Annotated in this window: 21 protein-coding genes; 12 read left to right on the forward strand and 9 right to left on the reverse strand. The window is 63.5% G+C overall.

The genetic code is table 11. The features are described from left to right. Positions 1 to 175: 175 nt before the first annotated feature. A complete protein-coding gene (locus ACBG85_RS10815) occupies positions 176 to 874 on the forward strand; it encodes a sigma-70 family RNA polymerase sigma factor (protein ID WP_042922166.1) in 699 nt (232 codons plus the stop codon). Next, entirely contained in the window at positions 871 to 1,152 is a 282-nt protein-coding gene (gene rsrA / locus ACBG85_RS10820) for a mycothiol system anti-sigma-R factor (protein WP_003940722.1), read from the forward strand. Before ACBG85_RS10815 ends, rsrA begins: the two co-directional genes overlap by 4 nt. Positions 1,153 to 1,254: 102 nt before the next feature. On the opposite strand, the gene ACBG85_RS10825 is transcribed toward rsrA, so the two are convergent. Next, on the reverse strand, positions 1,255 to 1,329 hold the full coding sequence (locus ACBG85_RS10825; protein ID WP_022597109.1) for a 50S ribosomal protein bL37: 75 nt from the start codon (positions 1,327 to 1,329) through the stop codon (positions 1,255 to 1,257). A gap of 136 nt (positions 1,330 to 1,465) precedes the next feature. On the opposite strand from ACBG85_RS10825, the gene ACBG85_RS10830 reads away from it, so the two are divergent. Both ACBG85_RS10830 and ACBG85_RS10835 read left to right on the forward strand, forming a co-directional pair. Then, positions 1,466 to 1,681, forward strand: a complete 216-nt coding sequence (locus ACBG85_RS10830) for a biotin/lipoyl-binding carrier protein (RefSeq protein ID WP_007731208.1) — start codon at positions 1,466 to 1,468, stop codon at positions 1,679 to 1,681. Positions 1,682 to 1,689: 8 nt separating this feature from the next. Next, entirely contained in the window at positions 1,690 to 3,192 is a 1,503-nt protein-coding gene (locus ACBG85_RS10835) for a sensor histidine kinase (RefSeq protein WP_003940890.1), read from the forward strand. Positions 3,193 to 3,311: 119 nt separating this feature from the next. On the opposite strand, the gene ACBG85_RS10840 is transcribed toward ACBG85_RS10835, so the two are convergent. Both ACBG85_RS10840 and ACBG85_RS10845 read right to left on the reverse strand, forming a co-directional pair. Then, positions 3,312 to 3,566 carry a WhiB family transcriptional regulator gene (locus ACBG85_RS10840; protein ID WP_003940950.1) on the reverse strand — a complete coding sequence of 85 codons (255 nt, stop codon included), beginning with the start codon at positions 3,564 to 3,566 and terminating at the stop codon, positions 3,312 to 3,314. 255 nt (positions 3,567 to 3,821) lie between these two features. Next, positions 3,822 to 4,778, reverse strand: coding sequence for a diacylglycerol kinase family protein (locus ACBG85_RS10845; RefSeq protein ID WP_007731209.1), 957 nt, complete (start codon positions 4,776 to 4,778; stop codon positions 3,822 to 3,824). Between the two features lie 41 nt (positions 4,779 to 4,819). Between ACBG85_RS10845 and ACBG85_RS10850 the strand changes: the two genes are divergently transcribed. Next, the gene (locus tag ACBG85_RS10850) at positions 4,820 to 5,290 is read left to right on the forward strand and encodes a hypothetical protein (protein ID WP_007731217.1); all 471 of its coding nucleotides are present in this window, start codon (positions 4,820 to 4,822) and stop codon (positions 5,288 to 5,290) included. A gap of 42 nt (positions 5,291 to 5,332) precedes the next feature. Here the strand turns inward: ACBG85_RS10850 and ACBG85_RS10855 are convergent, their stop codons facing one another. Further along, the gene (locus ACBG85_RS10855) at positions 5,333 to 5,812 is read right to left on the reverse strand and encodes a GNAT family N-acetyltransferase (protein ID WP_003940724.1); all 480 of its coding nucleotides are present in this window, start codon (positions 5,810 to 5,812) and stop codon (positions 5,333 to 5,335) included. A 17-nt stretch (positions 5,813 to 5,829) separates the two neighbouring features. After that, entirely contained in the window at positions 5,830 to 6,453 is a 624-nt protein-coding gene (locus tag ACBG85_RS10860; protein WP_372027463.1) for an acid phosphatase, read from the reverse strand. 71 nt (positions 6,454 to 6,524) lie between these two features. Between ACBG85_RS10860 and ACBG85_RS10865 the strand changes: the two genes are divergently transcribed. Further along, positions 6,525 to 7,322, forward strand: a complete 798-nt coding sequence (locus ACBG85_RS10865; protein ID WP_003940948.1) for a ParA family protein — start codon at positions 6,525 to 6,527, stop codon at positions 7,320 to 7,322. Positions 7,323 to 7,337: 15 nt separating this feature from the next. Here the strand turns inward: ACBG85_RS10865 and ACBG85_RS10870 are convergent, their stop codons facing one another. Together ACBG85_RS10870 and ACBG85_RS10875 are read right to left on the reverse strand one after the other, a co-directional pair. After that, positions 7,338 to 8,540 (reverse strand): hypothetical protein, encoded by a 1,203-nt coding sequence (locus ACBG85_RS10870; protein ID WP_372027465.1) that lies wholly within the window; start codon positions 8,538 to 8,540, stop codon positions 7,338 to 7,340. A 9-nt stretch (positions 8,541 to 8,549) separates the two neighbouring features. Further along, on the reverse strand, positions 8,550 to 10,154 hold the full coding sequence (locus tag ACBG85_RS10875; protein ID WP_030534998.1) for a DEAD/DEAH box helicase: 1,605 nt from the start codon (positions 10,152 to 10,154) through the stop codon (positions 8,550 to 8,552). 377 nt (positions 10,155 to 10,531) lie between these two features. Between ACBG85_RS10875 and ACBG85_RS10880 the strand changes: the two genes are divergently transcribed. Together ACBG85_RS10880 and ACBG85_RS10885 are read left to right on the forward strand one after the other, a co-directional pair. Then, complete coding sequence (locus tag ACBG85_RS10880; RefSeq protein WP_029255047.1) at positions 10,532 to 11,227, forward strand: ferritin-like fold-containing protein; 696 nt, start codon at positions 10,532 to 10,534, stop codon at positions 11,225 to 11,227. Positions 11,228 to 11,334: 107 nt separating this feature from the next. Continuing rightward, positions 11,335 to 11,565, forward strand: coding sequence for a DUF3107 domain-containing protein (locus ACBG85_RS10885; RefSeq protein WP_003942312.1), 231 nt, complete (start codon positions 11,335 to 11,337; stop codon positions 11,563 to 11,565). A 69-nt stretch (positions 11,566 to 11,634) separates the two neighbouring features. Here ACBG85_RS10885 and ACBG85_RS10890 read toward each other — a convergent pair whose 3' ends face one another. Continuing rightward, entirely contained in the window at positions 11,635 to 12,306 is a 672-nt protein-coding gene (locus ACBG85_RS10890) for a TetR/AcrR family transcriptional regulator (RefSeq protein ID WP_003942309.1), read from the reverse strand. 328 nt (positions 12,307 to 12,634) lie between these two features. Here ACBG85_RS10890 and ACBG85_RS10895 point away from each other — a divergent pair, with 328 nt between their 5' ends. Genes ACBG85_RS10895 through ACBG85_RS10905 form a run of 3 tightly spaced genes read left to right on the forward strand, consistent with a single transcriptional unit; the run spans position 12,635 to position 15,816 of the window. Continuing rightward, positions 12,635 to 13,681 (forward strand): DUF3152 domain-containing protein, encoded by a 1,047-nt coding sequence (locus ACBG85_RS10895; RefSeq protein ID WP_372027839.1) that lies wholly within the window; start codon positions 12,635 to 12,637, stop codon positions 13,679 to 13,681. 47 nt (positions 13,682 to 13,728) lie between these two features. Continuing rightward, entirely contained in the window at positions 13,729 to 14,916 is a 1,188-nt protein-coding gene (moeZ, locus tag ACBG85_RS10900; RefSeq protein WP_003942292.1) for an adenylyltransferase/sulfurtransferase MoeZ, read from the forward strand. A gap of 45 nt (positions 14,917 to 14,961) precedes the next feature. Next, entirely contained in the window at positions 14,962 to 15,816 is an 855-nt protein-coding gene (locus ACBG85_RS10905; RefSeq protein ID WP_007731227.1) for a TIGR02569 family protein, read from the forward strand. Here ACBG85_RS10905 and ACBG85_RS10910 read toward each other — a convergent pair. After that, positions 15,813 to 16,493 (reverse strand): FadR/GntR family transcriptional regulator, encoded by a 681-nt coding sequence (locus ACBG85_RS10910; protein ID WP_003942319.1) that lies wholly within the window; start codon positions 16,491 to 16,493, stop codon positions 15,813 to 15,815. The genes ACBG85_RS10905 and ACBG85_RS10910 overlap by 4 nt on opposite strands. A gap of 93 nt (positions 16,494 to 16,586) precedes the next feature. Here ACBG85_RS10910 and ACBG85_RS10915 point away from each other — a divergent pair, with 93 nt between their 5' ends. Then, positions 16,587 to 17,849 carry an MFS transporter gene (locus tag ACBG85_RS10915; RefSeq protein ID WP_065455522.1) on the forward strand — a complete coding sequence of 421 codons (1,263 nt, stop codon included), beginning with the start codon at positions 16,587 to 16,589 and terminating at the stop codon, positions 17,847 to 17,849. Positions 17,850 to 17,926 lie beyond the last annotated feature (77 nt).

Raw genomic sequence — 17,926 nt, forward strand, 5'->3', positions numbered from 1 at the left:
CATCCGACCAGGCCGGGAACAGAGTCGCTGACTCCCGTGTTGGTACCAGTTGATGAAACTTGTCCCGAGAAGCGAAGGAGCGACCGTGCTGGCTGTGTGTGAGCCACCACCGGCCCGTGGGTCGGATCTTCAGTTGGCGGTAACCTTGATCCCTACGGCTAGTGAAGGGATCAGAGTGCTGGAACACGACCGGCCCAAGGACGAACCGTCAGGGGTAGCTGAACCTATCGACGGCGCAGTGTCCGAAACGCCCGAAACTGCGGATGAGTTGATTGCCCGGTTCGAGCGCGACGCGCTCCCGCTGCTCGACCAGTTGTACGGCGCTGCCCTGCGCATGACGCGGAATCCGGCTGATGCCGAGGATCTCGTGCAGGAGACGTACGTCAAGGCGTACACCGCTTTCCGTTCGTTCCGTGCCGGTACCAACCTGAAAGCCTGGCTGTACCGGATTCTCACGAACACCTACATCAACTCGTACCGAAAGAAGCAGCGCCAACCCGCGCAGTATCCGACGGACGAGATCACCGACTGGCAGTTGGCCGCCACCGCCGAGCACACCTCGACGGGGCTGCGATCGGCCGAGGTGGAGGCGCTCGACGCGTTGCCTGACGACGACATCAAGGCGGCGCTGCAGTCGCTTCCCGAGGAATTCCGTATGGCCGTGTACTACGCCGATGTCGAAGGATTCCCGTACAAGGAGATCGCGGAGATCATGGGCACACCCATCGGAACGGTGATGTCGCGACTGCACCGTGGTCGCAAGCAATTGCGTGGTCTTTTGGCCGATGTCGCAAAAGACCGGGGATTCAATCGGGACGGCGCGGTCGACACAGCCACAGTCGCAGCCACCGAGACGGAAGGTGTCACACGATGAGTGAGCAGGACGAATTCGAAAGGCTCGACTGCTCGGCAGTCATCGCAGACGTCTGGTTGATGCTCGACGGTGAATGCGACGATTCGAGTCGTGCTCGCCTGCAGCGTCATATCGACGATTGTGGATCGTGCCTCGAGGCCTACGGGATCGAAGAGAAGGTCAAGAGCCTGATCAACCGTAAGTGCGGTGGAGACCACGCGCCGGAAAGCCTGCGTCAGAGGCTCACCGTCGAGTTGCGTCGGACCATCGTCATAACGACTACCGAAACCGACAGCTAGCCCGTCAGCGAAGATCTGAGCGGCAGCAGTCGGAAGGCAGTAACGCCGAGGGGCGGGGAAGCAATGCTTCCCCGCCCCTCGGACGTTTTGTTGCGCTACATGTCAGGCGTTTGGACGCTTGCCATGGTTAGCGGCGTTGCCCTTACGGCTGCGCTTCTTACGACCACGCTTACCCATGATTGGTCTCCCTTCTGTTTCTTTCGCGTCATTGTTTCACGCCGATGCCGGTGTGGTTCCATTGGCAGGTCGATCGAGTGATCCGTCGACGTATTTTCGTGGTCAGAGTGCAGTTCCGACAGAAGTGAGGTTCACGATGGCAGAAGACGTGCGCGCCGAGATGGTTTCGACGGTCTACCAGGTCGTCGTGAGCGAGGGAGACGTCGTTGCGGACGGCGACACCCTGGTCATCCTCGAATCCATGAAGATGGAGATTCCCGTCCTGGCCGAGGTTCCGGGAACGGTGACGACGGTGGGCGTCAAGGTCGGCGACGTGATTCAGCAAGGCGATCTGATCGCCGTGATCTCCTAAGCCGGACGATGTCCACTCTCAGTGACCTCCTCGCCGAACACACCGATCTTCCCGGTGCGGCGGTCGACCATCTCCAGCGCGTCGTGGGGGAGTGGCAACTGCTCGCCGACCTCTCCTTTGCCGACGTTCTCTTGTGGGTGGGCACCGAATCGGAGAAGAACCGATCCGAGGGGACGGTCATCTGCGTCGCGCATTGCCGGCCGACAACGGCATCGACGGCTTTTCCGGAGGATGCGGTCGGAACGGTCGTTTCCGAGTCCGAGCACCCGCAGGTTCTTCGCGCTCTCGTGGAGGGCCGCGTCGTGCGCGGGGAAGACGAGACGTGGCGTGAAGGAATGCCGCCGCGTCGGGAAGCCGTTCCGGTGCGTCTGGACGGGCGAGTCATCGCTGTTCTGAGCCGCGACACCAACCTGTCGCACCAGCGAGCGCAGAGTCCGCTCGAACTCGCGTATCTCGATTGCGCCGAAGACCTGTGTCAGATGATCAGCGACGGAACCTTCCCGATCCGAGAATCGCGCTCCGACACGAACTCGAGCCCACGTGCGGGCGACGGCTTCATCCGTCTCGATACCGAAGGCACAGTCGTCTATGCCAGCCCGAACGCGCTCTCGGCCTATCACCGGATGGGTCTGAGTTCGGATCTGGTGGGTCAAGACCTCGCAGCGCTGACCCGTTCGTTGGTCACCGACCCGTTCGAGTCTCAGGAAGCTGCGGGATACATCCGAGATACGTTGGCGGACAAGCCCGGTCGCCGTATGGAGATCGAGGCGCGCGGGGCGACCGTTCTGCTGCGGGCCCTGGTTCTCAAGCCTGGCGGCCGGCATGTCGGTGCTGCGGTCGTCGTCCGCGACGTCACCGAGGTCAAGCGTCGTGATCGCGCTCTGCTGAGCAAGGACGCAACCATCCGCGAGATTCACCATCGAGTGAAGAACAATCTGCAAACCGTCGCGGCGCTTCTGCGTCTACAGGCCAGGCGAACCGGCAACGACGAAGCGCGACAAGCGTTGACAGAGTCGGTGAGACGCGTGACGTCCATCGCCCTCGTTCACGACACCTTGTCGATGTCGGTGGACGAAGAGGTGGATCTCGACGAGGTGATCGACCGGTTGGTTCCCATGCTCTCCGATGTCGCGGGAGTAGGTGTGCCGGTGACGATTCGGCGTGAGGGCAGTTTCGGAGTGTTCTCCGCCGAGCGCGCCACCCCGCTGGTCATGGTGCTGACGGAGTTGGTGCAGAACGCGATCGAGCACGCTTTCGATCCGGGTGTGACCGGCACGGTCACACTCAGTGCCGAGCGTTCTGCACGCTGGTTGGACGTGATCATCCACGACAACGGGCGCGGCCTGCCGGAGAACTTCGACCTCGAGAAATCCGATCGCCTCGGACTCCAGATCGTGCGGACTCTGCTGGGAGCCGAGCTCGGTGGCTCGCTCGGACTGCACCCGGGAAGCGGAGGCGGTACCGACGCGGTTCTGCGTGTGCCGCTCGGTAGACGTTCTGCGCGTTACTGATTCGAGCAGCGTTAGCGATTCGAGCAGACAAAAAGCCCGGCACCATGTGGTGCCGGGCTGTCGTCTTCGACTGTGCAGAGGGGCTGTTCTCCGCCGCGAGTCGAACGTCTCGGTTCTACCTAGACGGAAGTGCGTGCACGGGTACGTGCGTTACGGCGCTTGAGTGCGCGACGCTCGTCTTCGCTCATTCCGCCCCAGACGCCTGCATCCTGGCCGGACTCGAGAGCCCACGACAGGCACTCGGCGGTGACGGGGCAGCGGTTGCAGACAACCTTGGCATCAGCGATCTGAGCGAGGGCCGGTCCGCTGTTTCCCACGGGGAAGAACAGTTCGGGATCCTCGTCGCGACAGATTGCGTTGTGGCGCCAGTCCATCTTTTTTCGCTCCTTAATTGGGTGTGTATTCACACCATTTGGTACCAATGAGTTTGTGTGTGCGTCATCAATGTTTCCGCACTGTTACTTGTGAATGCTTTCACGAACTCGCGGTATGTCAATAGGTTTGAACGGGTTCGTGGGCCAACTCACTAATTTGTGACACACCTGACGGCCACCTGGGCGTCACCGGCATTTTACCCGATTTCGACCTTTTGGCACCAGAGTTTTTGCAGGTCAAACGTGTTGCCTGACTCACGTCGTAATCGGTGCGAACACTTCCAGTGCATCCGGGACCGAGGTGAATTCGACCTTTTCACGAAGTCCGATGTAGTCGCCGTCCATCTGAAGTCCGATCGGTCGCGACGATTCGATGGTGATTGTCGGGACGTCGTCGGTGCGTAAGAGGACCTTCGATTTCGGCTCCGCGCCGCGTGCGAGTAGTTGCCGCACAACCCGCAGGGACGGCAGAACTTTGGTGCTCGTCATGGCGAAGATGCCGAGTCCACTGTCGAAGGTCGTTCCCGGATTGGTGTGGACGGGACGCTCTTCCAGATATGTCCACGGGCTCGAGTTCGAGACGAATGCGTAGTGGACTCCGGAGACGGGATCCTGATCGGGAAGGTGGACGGTCAGCGCTGGTTCGGCTCGCTTGGCACGGAAGAACGCCGCGATCGCGGTTCGGACATACCGGGCGGGTGTGGCGGCGTCACCGTTCTTACGGCTGGCGTCGACGGCCTCGCACACATCGGCGTCGAGGCCCATTCCGGCGTTGAACGTGAACCAACGGTTGTCGCAGTGTGCGAGCCCGATTCGGCGCCTGGTCCGTTCGGAGAGGAGGTCGACGAGTTGGTTCGTGGCGTCGATCGGGTCGGCGGCAATACCGAGTGAGCGCGCGAAAACGTTTGCCGAGCCGCCTGGGACGACAGCGATCGTCGGGATCGGACCGACCGGAACCGATTTCATCGACGCGGGATGCGGTGACCCGAGCAGTCCGTTGACCACTTCGTTGACCGTTCCGTCGCCACCGTGGACGATCACCGAGCCGAAGCCGTCTTCGTGGGCTTCGCGCGCCAGTTCGGCAGCATGACCCCGATGTGTGGTGTGCGCCACAGTAAGTCGCACCCGACTCTCGAGGGCGTGTGCCAACAGGTCACGACCGGCAGCGGTGGTGGAGGTGGCATTGGGGTTGACGATCAGCAGTGCGCGCACGGGGCATGAGCCTATCCGGTGTCGTGTTCTAGGCTGGCCTCGTGCCGAATACCGCCAGTCCGAACGCCCTGCCCAAGACAGTCACATGGGCGGGTGCCCTCGTGACGCTTCAAGGGCTGGTTGCCGCCGGGTTCGCGATCGTCGCAGTGATTCGCGGTGCAACCGGCCACGATCAGAGCGTCACCAACGGATACGGATTTGCCGCCTGGGTCGCGATCCTCGGCGGCGCGGTGTTGGCTGCCGGTATCGCTTTGCTGACGGGCCGCCGGTGGGGCCGGGCAATCGCCGTCGTCGCACAGTTGCTGCTCCTGCCGGTCGCCTGGTCGCTCCTGACCGATTCGCATCAGGTGCCGCTCGGCATCGTTCTGGGTGTCGTCGTTCTCGGCGCTCTGGGCTGCCTGTTCTCGGCTCCGACGTCTCGATGGATGGCAGCGGAGTACGGAGCGTACGCAGACGAGGTGTCGCCGGAAGAGGGACGCCCGGACGAGACCGACGAGCCGCGGGACAAGTAGGACGGAACGCCTACGCTGCTTCAGACCTACTCAGCTTCCGCTCTACTCAGCTTCGGCGGCGAGAGCTCCGAGGTGAGTACCGGTCAGGCGATACGTGGTCCACTCCGTCTTCGCGTCGGCGCCGAGTGACTCGTAGAACTTGATCGAGGGGGTGTTCCAGTTGAGCACCGACCAGGACAGCCGGGTGTAGTCGTTGTCGGTGCACTCCTTGGCGAGTGCGGCCAGAAGAGCCTTCCCGTGGCCTGATCCGCGCTGACTGGGCTTGACGTAGAGGTCTTCTAGGTAGATGCCGTGAGCGCCGTCCCACGTCGAGAAATTGCGAAACCACAATGCCATGCCGACGACGTCGTCGGCCGAATTCACAGCGACGTGCGCGAAGGCCGTCGCGGCCGGCCCGAACAACGCCTCGCCGATCTGTTCCGCCTTCACGGTGCACTCGTCGAGGGCCTTCTGGTAGTCGGCCAACTCGTAGATCATGTCGGTGATCGGCTGGACGTCTGCGGGCGTGGCGCGTCGGATCATAAGGAGAATCGTAGGCCTCAAGCCTCGACGAGCGGCGGCACGTTGTGATGGACGAGGTGGGTGGCGCCGTGCTCGTGACCGAGAACCGAGTATGCGCCGGGGGACAAGGCGAAACGCTTTCCTTCCGTCACCGGGAGCTCGAGCCAGCGGGCGATGAGTGCGCGTGAGAAGTGGCCGTGCCCGATCAGGATCACGTCGCGTTCGGGTAGTTGCGAACGCACCATCGACAGCACCATGTCGGTGCGGGCGTGGATCTGATCGGCCTGCTCGCCGCCGGGGCACGGGTGCGTCCAGACGGTCCAATCGGGCACCGTAGCGCGGATCTCGGGCGTCGTGAGGCCTTCGTAATCGCCGTAGTCCCATTCGGACAGTGCATCCCAGGTTCGCTCTTCCGGCAGGCCGGCGAGATCGCCCGTCAACTGTGCGCGCAGCCGCGGACTCGTCAGAATCATGGGGTTCCGGAGGTCGAGGGTTCGCAAGCGATTTCCGGTCGCGGTTGCCTGCATCTCGCCGAGCGGAGTCAGCGGAACCTCGGTCCGGCCCGTGTGTTTCCCGGTGCGTGCCCACTCGGTTTCACCGTGTCGCATGAGTACGACGCGAGCACCGAGGGGGATCGACGAGGGGGCGGACTGGGACGTCATGTCGACCATCATTGCAGGCTGCCTCGCGTGTGTAGCTCGCCTCCTGGCGCGAAGTGCGCAAGGATCTACGTGTGACGACGGTTCTCGCAGTGGCGAATCAAAAGGGCGGCGTGGCTAAAACCACCACCGTCGCTTCTCTCGGTGCGGCTTTGTCCGCGCTCGGACAACGAGTTCTGGTGGTGGATCTCGACCCGCAGGGCTGCCTGACGTTCTCGCTCGGACACAACCCGGATCGCCTCGAGCGTTCGGTCAACGAGGTCCTGGCGGGTGATCTCGACGCGGTCGACGCCGTGCTGAAGACGGACGACGGTATGGATCTCCTGCCGGCCACGATCGATCTCGCGGGCGCCGAAGCGCTGCTCCTGATGCGACCCGGTCGAGAGTTCGCGCTCAAGCGGGCGCTGTCTCCGCTCCTGGGCTCTTACGACGTCATCATCATCGACTGCCCACCGTCGTTGGGTGTGCTCACACTCAACGGATTGACTGCGGCGCAGTCGGTTCTGGTTCCACTGCAATGCGAAACCCTCGCACACCGCGGCGTCGGACAGCTGCTGCGTACGGTTCGTGAAGTCCAAGCCATCACCAACCCGGATCTTGTTCTGCTCGGCGCACTTCCGACTCTGTACGACGCTCGAACCACGCACAGTCGCGACGTGCTCGCCGACGTCAGCGACCGCTACTCCCTGGCCGTTCTGGCGCCTCCGATCCCACGCACCGTCAAGTTCGCCGAGGCGTCCGCGTCGGGTGCGACGGTCCTCGCCGGACGAAAGAACAAGGGCGCGGATGCCTATCGGGAACTCGCCGACAATCTCGTAAAGCATTGGGCTGGAAATGAAGTCGTGACTTTCGCGCCGGAACTGGCGCTCTGAGGAAGGCGAGAGCTTCTAGCGCAGCGCGAACAAGGTATCGCCGCGCTGTTCCAGAATCGTCTCGCCCGCACTGGCGAGCACGATCGGCGTCGTCGTCTCACCGCGGTCGACTGCGATCATGCGCTGCACCGCTCCGTCCGACGGACTGACGGCTGCAATGCCGCCCGGAACCGGGATGAGCATCTGACCGGCAACCATGCTTCCGGGTCCTGACGTTCCGTTGACGATCCACGTCGGAGCCAGATCGCTCAGGCGCAGGTTGACGGTCTGAGAGCCGGTCCACCACGTGATCGAAGCCTTGTCGGCGTGGGTGCGGGCGCCTTCGGTCACCGTTCCCTCGATCGGATAGTCGACGATCGGATTGCCGGTTCCGTCGAAAATGGTGATGCGAGAAACGGTTCCGTTGGCTGCGGGGAGATAGACCGCCGTCTTTTCGCCGGCCACGGCAAGCAGGCGGGCGCCCTCGGAGTCGAGGAGAATCGCGGATCCGTACTCTTCGGGTTCCTGGGCGTCCTTGGGTGCGGGATTCATCACCGTCAACCTGTTGGAGGCTTCACCGGGGCAGCGTTCGAGTACCGAGACTCGGTTGGCGCTCGACGCAGCGTCGAGCAGCGTGCATCCGGTGCGGGGTTGCTTGTTGGGGTTGACCTTCGCGTCGACCCGGCCGTACTCGAGGGTTCGGACGAGGTCCGAGCGCCACAGCTCCATTCGCTCACTGCCGCGCGAAATCAGGTAGGTGCCGTCCGCTGAAAGGCTGACCGCGGAATCGGCGTCGCTGTTGCGCTGGTCCTTTCGGGCGCCGGTGTCGGCGACCAGTGACGTGACCTGAGAGCAACCGCGATCATCCTGATAGACGCTGACGACGCGATCCCACGAACCGATCGCGCCGCACAGCGGAATGTTGCGCGCGTATCGCCACACTTCTTCGCCCGTTGTCGGATCGCGGCCGATCACCTCGGTGCCGTCGGCGGTGACGACGGCATTTCCGACGGTGATCGGTGCCGTCGAGTCGGCACTCGGAGATTCCCACGTCTGTTTCAGGATGTCGGGTAACAACACCGACGTCGACAGAGGTGGGAGTGGAGATTCAGCGGTGACCGAGGTGGTTCCGCGCGCATCACTGCGCAACCACACAACGGTCACCGCCACGATTACGGCCAGCGCGATTGCCAGCGCACCGATCACATCTGAGCGAGTACGCCTTTCGGGAGCCAGCACATCGGCAGCTTACTCTGCGGCGCCTGCCGTCGCGGAAGCCGCGGGGCGACGACGCCGACGGCGACGCGGCTTGGCCGCTCCGTCTTCGTCCGAGTTCTCGGCAGCGGTTGCCGCGGGTGCCGAAGGGGGAGCTGTGGTGGCGCCGGCGGTGGTGGACGTCGCGGCGTCGGTCGAAGCGCCGGCGCGGGTGCGGCGACGGGTCCGGTTGCGGCGGGGAGCGGCCTTCTCTTCGTTGCCGTCCGAGTCGGTCGACTTCGGCGCGTCCGCTTTGTCCGTTGCTGCTTTGTCCGTTGCTGCCTTCTCAGGGGCGGCCTTGGCCTTGCGAACAGTGCCCTTGGCATCGGCCGGAATGGACAACTCTTCGTAGAGGTGCGGCGAGCTGGAGTAGGTCTCGACCGGGTCGGGGATTCCGAGGCTCAGTGCCTTGTCGATGAGCTGCCAGCGAGGGATGTCGTCCCAGTCGACCAGCGTGACGGCGATGCCGGTGCGTCCGGCGCGGCCGGTACGACCGATGCGGTGGACGTAGGTCTTCTCGTCCTCGGGGCACTGGTAGTTGATGACGTGGGTGACGTCGTCGATGTCGATACCGCGGGCAGCGACGTCGGTGGCGACCAGAACGTCGACCTTGCCGTTACGGAAGCCCTTCAGCGCCTTTTCACGGGCGATCTGGCCGAGGTCACCGTGGACGGCACCGACGGAGAAGCCGCGTTCCGCGAGATCGTCGGCCACCTTCTGGGCTGTGCGCTTGGTGCGGGTGAAGATCATCGTCGCGCCGCGGCCTTCGGCCTGCAGGACGCGGGCGACCATCTCGGCCTTGTCGAGCGCGTGTGCACGGTAGATGTGCTGGCTGGTGCGATCGTGCACCGCGGAGGATTCGGCCTCTTCGGCGCGGATGTGCGTCGGCTGCGTCAGGAAGGTGCGAGCCAGGGTGATGATCGGGCCGGGCATCGTCGCGGAGAAGAGCATCGTCTGACGCTTGTCGGGGACCATGCCCATGAGGCGTTCGATGTCGGGGAGGAATCCCAGGTCGAGCATTTCGTCGGCCTCGTCGAGGACGAGAACGCCCACCTTGCCCAGGATCAGGTGCGACTGGTTGGCGAGGTCGAGCAGGCGACCCGGGGTGCCGACGACAACGTCGACGCCCTTCTGGAGTGCCGAGATCTGCGCCTCGTACGGACGGCCGCCGTAGATGGGCAGAACCTGGAGACCGCGGTCGCCGACCCGGAGGTACTTGCTGGCGTTCTCGAGGTCGCGGGCGACCTGGATGCACAGCTCGCGGGTGGGAACGATGATCAGAGCGCGGGGCGTGCCGTCGAGAACAGCTGTGCCGTTCTCGGCGGTGACGATGCGATGCAGGAGCGGGACGCCGAAACCGAAGGTCTTGCCCATTCCGGTGCGGGCCTGACCGATGAGGTCGTCACCGGCGAGAGCCAACGGAAGGGTGAGTTCCTGGATGGCGAAGGTGCGCTCGATGCCGATCTCGTTCAGTGCGCGGACGATTTCGTCGCGGACACCGAGTTCGGCGAAGCTCGGGGGTACATGGGTGTCGTCGAGCTGGACGGAAACGGTGTTCTCGGTTGCTTCGTCTTCGTGGTCGACAGTGATCTTGCTCAGGGGACTAGCCTTTCCTCGTGGCGGTACGCACGCACAAGGTAAGGGGCCAGGCCGTAAGTCGGCCGATGTCGATGCCCTCTTTTTCTTCGGTCATGCCTACGCCTCAGCACTGAATTCCACTCGGACGAATTCGAACCGTCCGGAGATCTCGGCGAAGCGGGCGACAACCGTCGATGCAGGTGCGCGCACATTATCGGTGGGGTTCGTGTGAATACAGCCGTCCCGGCTAACCAAATGGCCCGGGGGAACTGGCGAACTCCCAAGACCATTGTAGCTGCACGTTGTCCGTCCCTCGCGATGACATGTCGAAGATCACCGAATCGGACATGCGGTCCTTGCCGGTCGCGTCGGCCGTCGAAGCACTACAGTTCGTAGTCATGGGCGCACACGATCTTGATGCTTCGACGGACGCTGGAACCGGAGGCCGAGTCGCTTCCGATCACCCTGGCGTGATCGATTTGTTTGCCGTTCTCGCGTATGGCGAGATTTCGGCGTTCTACCGCTTGGCGGAGGACGCACAAATGGCACCGGACCTGCGAGGCAAGGTGGCGTTCGCCAGCATGGCCGCCGCCGAGATGGACCACTTCGAGACTCTGGAAACGGCGTTGACGGAACGTGGCCACGAGATCTTCGCCGTCATGGACCCGTTCGTTCGAGCTCTCGACAACTACCACGCGTCGACGACACCGTCGACGTGGCTGGAATCGCTCGTGAAGGCGTACGTCGGCGACGGAATCGCTGCCGACTTCTATCGCGAGATCGGGCACTCCCTCCCGGCGGATGTCGCGGAAATCGTCGAGGACGTGCTGTCCCAGACGGGCCACTCGGAGTTCGTGGTGCTCGAGGTGAAGGCAGCAGTGGAGGCCAGTACTCGCGCAAAGGACCGGTTGATGCTGTGGGGACGCCGTCTTCTGGGCGAAGCAATCACGCAGGCACAGTTCGTGCTGGCGCAGCGTGAAGATCTCACCGATCTGGTGATCTCCGCCTCCGGCGACCTCAACGGAGTTGTCGCGTTGTTCGACGGCATGCAGGCAAAGCATGCCGAGCGGATGGCGATTCTCGGACTCGTCTAGGTGCCTGTTCGCTCTGGGCACAGCGTGCAGAGGAGCGTGGGCTGTCGTTGCTGCATTAGCCTTGCGTCGACAACGGATGTAATTCACGAACAGTTCGGAGGTTGACCGTGGAGGTCAAGATCGGTGTAATCGACAGCCCGCGTGAGCTCATCGTCAACAGCGAACAGACCCCTGACGAGGTCGAGACACTGGTCGCGGCTGTCCTCGGTGGCCGCGAGCCGGTTCTGGCTCTCGTCGACGACAAGGGCCGCAAGTTCCTGGTGCAGGCTTCTCGTGTGGCGTACGTGGAGATCGGTCCGTCCGATATCCGCAAGGTCGGATTCGCGCCTACCGTCTGACGCGTAGCTGTAACAGCAGAATGGGCGGGCAGTCGTGAGACTGCCCGCCCATTCTCGTTCGGGTTCCGGTTACTTCGTTTCGGCTTGCAGCGGCACGTGTGAGAGACCGCCCCACGCGAGGGTCACGGTGATTTCCACGGCTTCTTCCTTCGGGATCGGCCGCGCGGCCTCGAGCCAGTACCGCGCAGTGAACTGGCTGGCACCGACAAGACCGACCGCAAGGATGCGCGCGCGGTACGGATCGAGTCCGGAATCCTGACTCACCAGGTCGAACACAGCGTCGACGCAGGCTTCGGTGGCTTGTTCGACGCGTGTCTGGACCTGAGGTTCGCCCATGATGTCGGACTCGAACACCAGGCGGAAGCCCTGGGAGTCGTTGTCGACGAAGTCGAAGAACGCCTGGACCGCGGCGCGGACACGCTGTTTGTTGTCCGTCGTCGATCGCAGGGCCTGGCGTACACCCGAGATGAGGCTGTCGACGTAACTCTGCAGGACTGCGACGTACAGTTCGAGTTTGCCTGGGAAATGTTGGTACAGAACTGGCTTGCTGACACCGGCACATTCGGCGATCTCGTCCATGCCGGCCGAGTGGTACCCGTTCGCAACGAATACCTCACTTGCAGCTGCGAGGAGCTGGAGGCGGCGCGCATCGCGGGGGAGGCGGGTGCTGCGACGTGTTCCGGCAGGCTTGCCAGCCGTTGTACCGCGATCGGAGTCAGTCCGATCCGCGAGTTCTGTCATGTCGCTTCCAATCTGAGCAAAAGTAATTCGGTCGGCGCGCGGATCCGCGAGTCGCGTGTGCGTACCCGCCAGTATCCTCCGTCACACCGGTCGTAGCCGAATGAACGATACCGTGTGTCGCCCGGGCGAGTCGCGCGTGCCTCGGTGAGCGAGACCAGCGGTCTTTCTCGTTACAGGACGGGCTGCCATGACACGCCAGGACCAGCAAGTTTCGGTCAGCCCGGGCGAGCGACTTGCCGTGTGTGAGATTCTGGACGACGTGACTGACCCAGGGGGACCGCGCATGCGTGGACGAACTACGCAGAACCCTGAACGTGAGGAACGTCGAATGCGTAGCGGAATTGGAGCGCCTCGCGACGAACGTCGGCCGGAGGTGCCGGATGATCGTGCCTACGGCGAACGCGACTATCGCGGCATTTCCTCCCATCAGCCTTTGCGCGCCCAATGGGATCCGACCAAACGAGAAGTGGGCCGAACCCCGCGTAATCCGCGACCGGACCGGGCAGCGCGAAAGCAGAGCAAGCTCGGGCGCTTCGTCTCGACCTACGGTTGGCGGGCCTACGCGATTCCGGTTCTCGTGGTGCTCACCATTCTTGTGATCGTCGATGCGGTACGGCCGGACGCCACAGACTCCGCGAGCAAGACGTCGGCCACCGCCGACCTCGCGCACAGCACCGACGGAACCGATGTCATCGGTGCCCCACCGGCCGGAGACGGAACTTTTGCCTCGTCGATACCGTCCGGTGCCCTTCCCGACGGTGGTCCGTTCACCGTCGCGGGGGGTGGAACGTGGCACGTCGTACCAGGTACGACGGGCAAGGTCGGACAGGGAACCGAACGCGAGTTCACGTACACGGTCGAGATCGAGGACGGCGTCGACACGACCGGCTTCGGCGGAGACGAATCGTACGGACGCATGGTCGACCAGACACTGGCCAATCCGAAGAGTTGGACCAACGATCCCAAGGTCGCGTTCCGGCGCGTCGACGCCGGCGAGCCGGACTTCCGGATCTCCTTGACCTCACAGATGACGATCCGCGAAGGCTGTGGATACGAAATCGAACTCGAAGGATCCTGCTACAACCCGAGCATGGACCGAGTCCTGCTCAACGAACCGCGATGGGTGCGAGGCGCCATTTCGTTCCAGGGCGACATCGGCTCGTATCGGCAGTATCAGATCAATCACGAGGTCGGCCATGCCATCGGATACGCCGCTCATCAGCCGTGCGAGACCGAAGGCGGACTCGCACCGATCATGATGCAGCAGACCTTCGGAACCGCGAACAACGACATCGCTAGGCTTGATCCCGAGGGCGTCGTTCCGATGAACGGACTCACGTGCCGCTTCAATCCGTGGCCGTACCCCCGAGCGTGACCGGATCGAGAATCCCTGATCTCGTCTTGAACTAGGAGTGTTTCGCGGTGTCTGCAACACCCGTCGTATTGCCACCACTGGTGGAGCCGGCAGCCGAGTTGAGCCGGGAGGAAGTTGCCCGATACAGCCGGCACCTGATCATCCCGAACGTAGGCATGACCGGTCAGAAGCGGCTCAAGAATGCACGAGTCCTGTTCATCGGCGCCGGTGGATTGGGTTCACCGGCACTGCTCTACCTCGCGGCCGCAGGAGTGGGCACCATCGGGATCGTCGAGTTCGACGAGGTCGACATGTCGAACCTGCAGCGTCAGGTGATTCACGGACGCTCCGACGTCGGACGCCCGAAGGCGCTCAGCGCGAAGGAGTCGATTCTCGAAATCAACGAGCACGTCGACGTCCGGTTGCACGAGTTCCGCCTGGACAACTCCAACGCGGTCGAACTGTTCTCCGAGTACGACCTGATCCTGGACGGTACGGACAACTTCGCGACGCGGTACCTCGTCAACGATGCTGCCGTCATCGCGGGAAAGCCGTACGTGTGGGGCTCGATCTACCGCTTCGAAGGGCAGGTCTCGGTCTTCTGGGAAGACGCCCCGGACGGCGCGGGACTGAACTATCGCGATCTTTACCCGGAGGCGCCGCCGCCAGGCATGGTCCCCTCGTGCGCCGAGGGTGGTGTGCTCGGAGTCCTGCCCGCGACCGTCGGTTCGATCATGGCGACCGAGGCGGTCAAGCTCATCACGGGGATCGGCGAACCGCTTCTCGGACGCCTGATGATCTACGACGCACTTGCGATGACGTTCCGGACGATCCGCCTTCAGCGTGATCCGACCCGCGTGCCGGTCACCGCCTTGATCGACTACGACGCGTTCTGCGGTGTCGTGTCCGAAGAGGCGAGTGCCGCTGCTGTCGGTTCGACGATCACGGCGCCCGAACTGGAGGCCATGATCGGCGAGGGACGGTCGATCGAGCTGGTCGACGTACGAGAACCGGTTGAATGGGACATCATGCATCTGCCGGGGGCCGTGCTGATCCCGAAGGACCGCATCCTGTCCGGTGAAGCTCTGGCGACGTTGCCGCAGAACAAGCAGATAGTGCTGTACTGCAAAACCGGCATTCGTTCCGCCGAGGCATTGGCATTTCTCAAGAACGCCGGTTTCTCCGACGCGGTCCACGTTCAAGGCGGCGCGATCGCCTGGGCGAACCAGGTGGATGCGAGTCTGCCGGTCTACTAGGCGCGCCTCGCGGGAGGCGGCGCCGCGCACCGGTAGCGTTGGGGTGTGAGCACAGGCCAACCTCCCCAGCACGTGTGCTCCACCTTCGGCCTCCGTGAAGTCGATCCCATCCCACTCGGTGCGGATTGGGACGGCGGGTGGCTGTGTGGAGACGTCGTCCTTTCAGCAGTCGCGGATCATGCCCGCGCAGCGTGGTCGGCGAAGGTGCGAGAGAACCTCGAAGTCGACGGCGTTCGGCTGGCTCGACCGGTGCGTTCGACCGACGGTCGTTACGTCGTCTCGGGCTGGCGTGCCGACACCTTCATCGTCGGATCGCCGGAACCACGTCACGACGAAGTGGTCTCGATGTCCTGCCGACTGCATGCGGCGACGGCCTCGCTCGAGCGCCCGCGCTTCCTTGCGCAACCGCCCGTGCCGCCGTGGGCCGAGGTCGACGTATTCGTCGCCGCTGATCGCGCGGCATGGGAAACGGTTCCGCTGAGGATCGCGAAGGGCGTCGAGCAACTCGAGACGCCCACTCCTGACGGTCGCAAGAGTCTGGAACTGATCGCCGGGCTCGCTACTTTGCGTAAGCCGGTGCAGAGCCCGGACCAGCTCGTGCACGGCGATCTGTTCGGGACAGTGCTGTTCTCGGGCAGTATGGCGCCCGGAATCACCGACATCACGCCGTATTGGCGGCCGGCTGCGTGGGCCGCCGCCGTCGCTGTGGTCGACGCGATCTCGTGGGGCGGTGCCGACGAGGCACTGGTCGGCCGGTGGGAAGATCTCCCCGAGTGGCCGCAGATGCTTCTACGTGCGGTGATGTTCCGCTTGGCGGTTCATGTTCTGCATCCTCGCTCGACGGCGGACGCGTTCCCGGGGTTGGCCCGTACGTCCGACATCGTGCGCTTGCTGCTCTAGATCGGGGCGCCGGTACCGAAGTCCGAGACCAGGCCCTCGAACAGCTCGCGTGCGGCGTTCGAGGCGGCCACGGTGTTCCCGTCGACGACAGCGTTGACGAGGTTCGCGTGCTGCGAGTGGAATCCTTCGCCGGTTGCATCGATGTGCTGTTGGATCGTGGTCTCGATGACCGGGAGCAGGGAGTCGTAGAACTCCAGGTAGACCTCGTTGTGGCTGGCCGCGACGATTGCTCGGTGCAGGGCGACGTCCGCGGTGGTGGCAGCGTCGACGTCCTGACCCTCCCATGACGCGGTGCGAAGCTCGAGTAGCCGCGTCAGTTCGGCGATGTCGTCTTCGGTTCGCCGTGCGGCGGCGAGGGTGGCTGCAGTGATGTCGAGTGCGCGCCGAAGTTCGAGTACATCCCGCTGGTGGGCACCGGCAAAGTAGTTGCCGAGAGTGCCACCGAGGTCGGAGACAGCAACGACGTAGGTGCCCGATCCCTGACGACGTTCCAGCATTCCGGCGTGTACGAGCGCCTGGACCGCCTCGCGCACGGTATTGCGACCGGTCCCGGTCAGCTCCGACAGTTCCGGTTCGGTGGGGATTTTGGAACCGATCGGCCAGGTTCCGCTCCGGATCTCGTTGCGGAGTTGTTCGGTGACCTGCGAGATGAGACTTGCGCGTCGAACGGGTTGCACGTGGTTGTTTCCTCGGGTCCGGGTAAGTGGTGTGAATGTGACGTTAGATTACCGCGCTTGTGCGAGTTCGTCCGGTCATCCTATGATTTCCCGGTGACTGCTCAACTGGAGAGAACCGAAACCCGCTCGTTGGTACAAGGCCGTGTGCTCGTCTTCGCAGCGATTGCGATGTCTGCGCTCGTACTTCGACTTGCGGTGACCTCGTTCTCGCCTTTGGCGGCCGAGATTCGCGACGAGATCGGCTTCTCCGCCTCGATCGTCGGTGTCTTCGGCATGGTTCCGACCGCAATGTTCGCCATCTTCGGTCTCATCACTCCCGCCATCGCGAAACGTATCGGGCTCGAGCGAACGGCCCTCGTCGCGATGCTCATGGCCGGCGTCGGAATGTTGTTGCGCGCCATGATGTCTCAGACATGGTCGTTGCTGGCCCTCTCGGCTCTGGCACTGGCAGGCATGGGAATCGGCAATGTCGTGATCCCACCGTTGGTCAAGCGGTACTTCTCGGATCGCCTCGCCACCATGAGTTCGGTCTACATCGTGGCCGTGCAGATCGGCACCATCGTTCCGGCGTTCGTCGCAGTCCCGGTTGCCGACGCCTTCGGGTGGCGGTTCTCGATCGGCTGGTGGTCCGCCTTCGGCTTCGCCGCAGCAGTGCCGTGGTTGATCACCCTCGCTCGCTCGCGCAAGGCTCGCGCGAACGAAGCCGGGTCCGTCGAGAATGCATCGGATTCGGTTGCGGCAGTGGCAGAACAGCCACGCGGTCAGGTCTGGCGTTCTCCCGTGGCCTGGGGGATGGCCGGCATGTTCGGCATGACCTCACTGATCACGTATTCGATGTTCACGTGGATTCCCTCGATCCTTCGTGACGCCGGAGCCAGTGATGCCTTCGGCGGAACGATGGTCGGAATGTTCTCGGTGATCGGGCTCGTCGCAGCTTTCGGTGCACCGACGCTGTGCGCCCGCATGGCCAATCCCTTCCCTGTCGTGATCGCGTGTGCCGTCTGCTACCTGGTCGGCATGGGCGGGCTGTACTTTGCCCCGATGGCGGCGCCGGTCGTGTGGGTTGTCGTCCTGGGCCTCGGTCCGAGCACGTTCCCGATGTCGCTCACACTGATCAACCTGCGTACTCGTTCGCACATCGGTTCCTCGGCACTGTCCGGCTTCACCCAGGGCATCGGCTACTCCGTTGCCTGCCTCGGTCCGCTCCTGTTCGGCGTTTTTCACGACGTGTCCGGTGGATACGCTGCGCCGTTCGGCCTGCTCGTCGTCGCTGTGATCGTGGTGCTCCTGGGCGCCTACCAGGCATGCAAGCCTCGGATGCTCGAGGATTCCTGGCACGCACCTGCGAAAAACTAGCTCACACCCGGTCTTGTTACCGGGTGAGGATCAATTGACTTCGCGGTCATCGCACGCAGCACCGGCGCAATAACCGT

It is taken from the genome of Rhodococcus sp. NyZ502, assembly GCF_041464245.1.
In the GTDB taxonomy this organism is placed as follows: domain Bacteria; phylum Actinomycetota; class Actinomycetes; order Mycobacteriales; family Mycobacteriaceae; genus Rhodococcus_F; species Rhodococcus_F qingshengii.

Excerpts from the sequence above, each read along its gene's own strand:
- ACBG85_RS10895 (WP_372027839.1), top strand. The coding sequence starts at position 12,635 with ATGCGTAGCGGAATTGGAGCGCCTCGCGACGAACGTCGGCCGGAGGTG.
- ACBG85_RS10835 (WP_003940890.1), top strand. The coding sequence starts at position 1,690 with ATGTCCACTCTCAGTGACCTCCTCGCCGAACACACCGATCTTCCCGGT.
- rsrA (WP_003940722.1), top strand. The coding sequence starts at position 871 with ATGAGTGAGCAGGACGAATTCGAAAGGCTCGACTGCTCGGCAGTCATC.
- ACBG85_RS10860 (WP_372027463.1), bottom strand. The coding sequence starts at position 6,453 with ATGACGTCCCAGTCCGCCCCCTCGTCGATCCCCCTCGGTGCTCGCGTC.
- ACBG85_RS10840 (WP_003940950.1), bottom strand. The coding sequence starts at position 3,566 with ATGGACTGGCGCCACAACGCAATCTGTCGCGACGAGGATCCCGAACTG.
- ACBG85_RS10880 (WP_029255047.1), top strand. The coding sequence starts at position 10,532 with ATGGGCGCACACGATCTTGATGCTTCGACGGACGCTGGAACCGGAGGC.
- ACBG85_RS10890 (WP_003942309.1), bottom strand. The coding sequence starts at position 12,306 with ATGACAGAACTCGCGGATCGGACTGACTCCGATCGCGGTACAACGGCT.
- ACBG85_RS10830 (WP_007731208.1), top strand. The coding sequence starts at position 1,466 with ATGGCAGAAGACGTGCGCGCCGAGATGGTTTCGACGGTCTACCAGGTC.
- ACBG85_RS10855 (WP_003940724.1), bottom strand. The coding sequence starts at position 5,812 with ATGATCCGACGCGCCACGCCCGCAGACGTCCAGCCGATCACCGACATG.